Annotated in this window: 2 protein-coding genes; both read left to right on the top strand. The window is 72.2% G+C overall.

What is annotated here, in order from left to right:
* The coding region (locus tag ACFO0B_RS31485) for a type I polyketide synthase (protein WP_378617393.1) at positions 1 to 2,579 on the top strand (2,579 nt) is incomplete at its 5' end.
* On the top strand, positions 2,579 to 4,343 hold a 1,765-nt coding region (locus ACFO0B_RS31480; RefSeq protein ID WP_378617391.1), incomplete at its 3' end, for a type I polyketide synthase. The genes ACFO0B_RS31485 and ACFO0B_RS31480, both read left to right, overlap by 1 nt.

The raw sequence follows: 4,343 nt of genomic DNA, 5'->3' as shown, positions 1-4,343 counted from the left end.
GTGATTCGCTCGTACCGGGTGTGTCGATCGCGGCGGTGAATGCCGTCGACACGGTTGTGATCTCGGGTGACGAGGACGCGGTCTCGGCCGTGGCCGCGAAGTGGGAGCAGACGAAGCGGCTCGCCGTTTCGCACGCGTTCCATTCCCCGCACATGGACGCCATGCTCGAGGAGTTCGCCCGGGTGCTGGAGGGTGTCGAGTTGTCGGCGCCGCGTATTCCGGTGGTCTCGGACCGCACCGGGGAACTGCTGACCGCCGAACAGGCGACCTCGGTCGAATACTGGGTGTCTCATGTGCGCGAGACGGTTCAGTTCGCCAAGGCCCTCGATGTCCTCGCCGACACCCATCACCTCGATGTGATGAAACTGCTGCGTGGCGAACGCGAGCTCCTGGAGGGTGTGGCCCGTGCGTTCACCGCGGGTGTCGACGTCGATTGGTCCAGGGTCAAGCCGGGCCGCCGGGTCCCGCTGCCCACCTACGCGTTCCAGCACGATCGCTATTGGCTCGAATCCACCCCGGACGACACCGCGTTCTGGCAGCTGATCGAGTCCGGCGCGGACGACACGCTGACCCCGGTGCGCGACGCCATCTCGGCCTGGCGCTCGTCCCGCCGCGCGCACGCGCAGATCGACTCCTGGCGCTACCGCGTCGGCTGGAAGGCCGCGACCGAACCACTCGGTACCGGCGTGCTCACCGGCACCTGGCTGATCGTCACCGCCCCCGGCCTCGAGGAACTCACCGCCGCGTGCGCCCGTGCCCTGACCGCGCACGGCGCGACGACCGTCGTCATCGACTCCCCGGACGAACTGCCGGAAGCGGCAGCATCGGTCACCGGTGTGCTGTCCCTGCTCGGACTCCTCGATATCCCGGACGCCGCCGGGGTCACTCCCGGGCTCGCGCACACCGTGCGCCTGGTCCAGGCGCTGACGAAAGCGGGAGCGGGGGCACCACTGTGGTCGGTGACCCGCGGTGCCGTCTCCACCGGCGCCGGCGACGAGCTGACCGCGCCCGCACAGGCGATGGTGTGGGGCCTCGGCCGCGTCGCCGGACTCGAGCACCCCGCACACCGGGGCGGGCTCATCGACCTGCCCGCCGATTTCGACGCCGCCGCCGAACGCGCGCTCTGCGCGGTCGTCTCTGGCACGGCCGGTGAGGACCAGGTCGCGATCCGCCCGACGGGGGTGTTCCTGCGCCGCCTGCTCCCCGCACCCGCGACCGGATCGCAGCCTGCGGCACGCCCGGTCGCCGGTGGCACGGTGCTGATCACCGGCGGCACCGGCGCGCTCGGCGCGCATGTCGCCCGCTGGGCGGCCGCGCAGGGGGCGAGCCGGCTCCTGCTCCTCTCCCGGCGCGGCCCGGACACCCCGGGAGTCGACGAGCTGATCGCCGAACTGCGTTCCTCGGCCACCGATATCGAGATCCGGGCGGTGGCCTGCGATATCACCGACCGCGACGCGGTGGCGGGCATCGTCGCCGGAATCCCGGACGAGCACCCGCTCACGACCGTCGTACACACGGCGGGGGCGAGCACGCGGAGCGCGATCGACGACCTGGATACCGCCGGGCTCGCCGCGGTCACGGCGGCGAAGGTAGGCGGTGCGATGGTGCTGCACCGGGTGCTCTCCGCGCTACCGGACCCGGTGCGGCTGGTGCTGTTCTCCTCGGCCGCGGGTATTTGGGGTGGTGGCGGGCAGGGCGCCTACTCCGCCGCCAATGCCTACCTCGACGCGCTGGCCGAGCACCGCGCGGGCACCGGCGCGCCCACCACCGCCGTCGCGTGGGGGCCGTGGGCGGAGGGCGGCATGGTCGACCGGGCGGCCGGCGAGCAGCTGGACCGGCGCGGGCTGATCCTGCTGCCCCCGGAAGCCGCCGTGCGCGCGCTGCACCGGGCTCTCGAACTCGGCGACACCGCGATCACCGTGGCCGACATGAACTGGTCCCGCTTCCACCCCGCCTACGCCGATGCCGGGCCGCGCCCGCTGCTCGGCGAACTACCGCAGGTCAAGGCGCTGCTCGCGGAGGCGGAGGCGGATCGGGGCGGTGCCGGGCACCCGGCACTCGTGGATCGGCTGGCCGAGCTGAGCGAGGCCGAACAGCGGAAGCACCTGCTCGAGCTGGTCCGCGCCGAGGCGGCCCGGGTGCTCGGCCACGCGGACCCCGCGGCGGTGCGGACGACGCGGGGCTTCCTGGACTCCGGGTTCGACTCGCTGCTCGCCGTCGAATTCCGGAACCGGCTCGGCGTCGTCACCGGGCTCGCGCTGCCCTCCACCCTGCTCTTCGACTACCCGACGGTGGCCGCGGTCGCGGAGCATCTGCACGACCAGCTGTTCGACGTGGACGCCGGGCTGGCCGCCGCCCTGGAGCGGCTGGCGGCGATCCTCTCCGGGGAATCCGCCACCGACGACCTTCGCCTGCTGGTGAAGCGCCGAATCGATCCGCTGCTGACCGGACGGCCGGACCCGGACGCGAACCCCGATCGGTTCCAGGAATTCACGCCGGACGACATGTTCAAGCTCATCGACGACACCCTGGGTCTCGGATCAGCGGATGCCTCGGCTCCGAACGAGGAGGATGCGTAATGTCCACTGATCAGAAAATGTTCGACTACCTCAAGCTGACCGTCGCGCAGCTGGAGAACAGCCGCCGCCGCATCAGTGAGCTGGAGGGCCGCTCGGGCGAGCCGCTCGCCATCGTCGGCATGGCGTGCCGGTTGCCCGGCGGGGTGCGCAGCCCGGAACAACTGTGGCAGCTGGTGCTCCGCGGCGAGGACGCGATCACCGGTTTCCCGGCGGGCCGCGGCTGGGATCTGACCGGGCTCTACGACCCGGACCCGGACAACCGGGGAACCTCATCGACCCGCGAAGGCGGATTCCTGCACGACGCGGGCGAATTCGACGCCGACTTCTTCGGCATCTCCCCGCGCGAAGCGCTCGGCATGGACCCGCAGCAGCGGTTGCTGCTCGAAACCAGCTGGGAGGCGCTCGAGGACGCCGGGATCGACCCGAAGACATTGCACGGCAGCGATACCGGAGTCTTCGTCGGCAGCAATGCGCAGGACTACGGGATCGTGGCGCAGGGCTCGGCGGCGCGCTCCGACGGCTATCTGCTCACCGGCACCGCGGGCAGCGTGCTCTCCGGGCGGGTGGCGTACACGCTCGGGCTGGAGGGGCCCGCGGTGACCGTCGACACCGCCTGCTCGTCCTCGCTGGTCGCCCTGCACCTGGCCGGTCATGCGCTGCGCTCGGCGGAGTGCTCGATGGCGCTGGTCGGCGGGGTGGCGGTGATGGCGACCCCGACGGGATTCGTGGAGTTCTCCCGGCAGCGCGGGCTCGCCGCGGACGGCCGGTGCAAATCCTTCGCCGGCGCCGCCGACGGCACCGGCTGGGGTGAGGGCGTCGGCATCCTCGTGCTGGAGCGCCTCTCGGACGCGCGGGCGAGGAACCATCGGGTGCTCGCGGTGGTCCGTGCCGGTGCGGTGAACCAGGACGGTGCCTCCAGCGGGCTGACCGCGCCGAACGGCCCCGCCCAGCAGCGGGTGATCCGGCAGGCACTGGCCGCCGCGGGGCTGAGCGCGGCCGATGTGGATCTCGTGGAGGCGCACGGCACCGGGACATCGCTCGGTGATCCCATCGAGGCTCAGGCCCTGCTCGCCACCTACGGGCAGCACCGCACCGACCCGCTGTGGCTGGGATCGATCAAGTCGAATATCGGGCATACGCAGGCCGCGGCCGGTGTCGCGGGTGTGATCAAGATGGTGCTGGCTCTGCGGCACGGGGTGATGCCTGCGACGTTGCACGTGGACGAGCCGACGCCGCAGGTGGATTGGGCCTCGGGCGCGGTCGAGCTGCTGACCGAGGCGCGGGACTGGCCGGAGCGCGATCGTCCGCGCCGGGCCGCCGTCTCGTCGTTCGGGATCAGTGGCACCAACGCGCACGTGATTCTGGAGCAGGTGCCCGAGGTCGACGAGGTCGAGCCGGTCGAGTCCGGTGGGCCGGTGGCGTGGGTGCTGTCGGGCCGGGGCGCGGACGCCGTCGCGGCGCAGGCGGGCCGGTTGGCGGAGTGGGTGCGCGAGCGTCCGGAGCCGGCGCCGGTGGATGTCGCGGGGTCACTGGTGTCGACGCGGTCGGTGTTCGAGGACCGGGTCGTTGTCGTCGGTGATGATCGCGAGGAATTGCTGGCCGGGCTCGATGCCGCGGCACAGGGGTTCCCGCACCCCGGCGTGGTGACCGGTTCGGCGGGGCCGGAGTCCGGTGTGGTGTTCGTTTTCCCGGGTCAGGGTGGTCAGTGGGCGGGGATGGGGCGTGAGCTGCTGGTGTCGTCGCCGGTCTTCGCGGCGCGGATGG

The organism is Nocardia jiangsuensis, assembly GCF_042650385.1.
Taxonomy (GTDB): Bacteria; Actinomycetota; Actinomycetes; order Mycobacteriales; family Mycobacteriaceae; genus Nocardia; species Nocardia jiangsuensis.
This window is presented reverse-complemented; position numbering and strand designations above follow the sequence as displayed.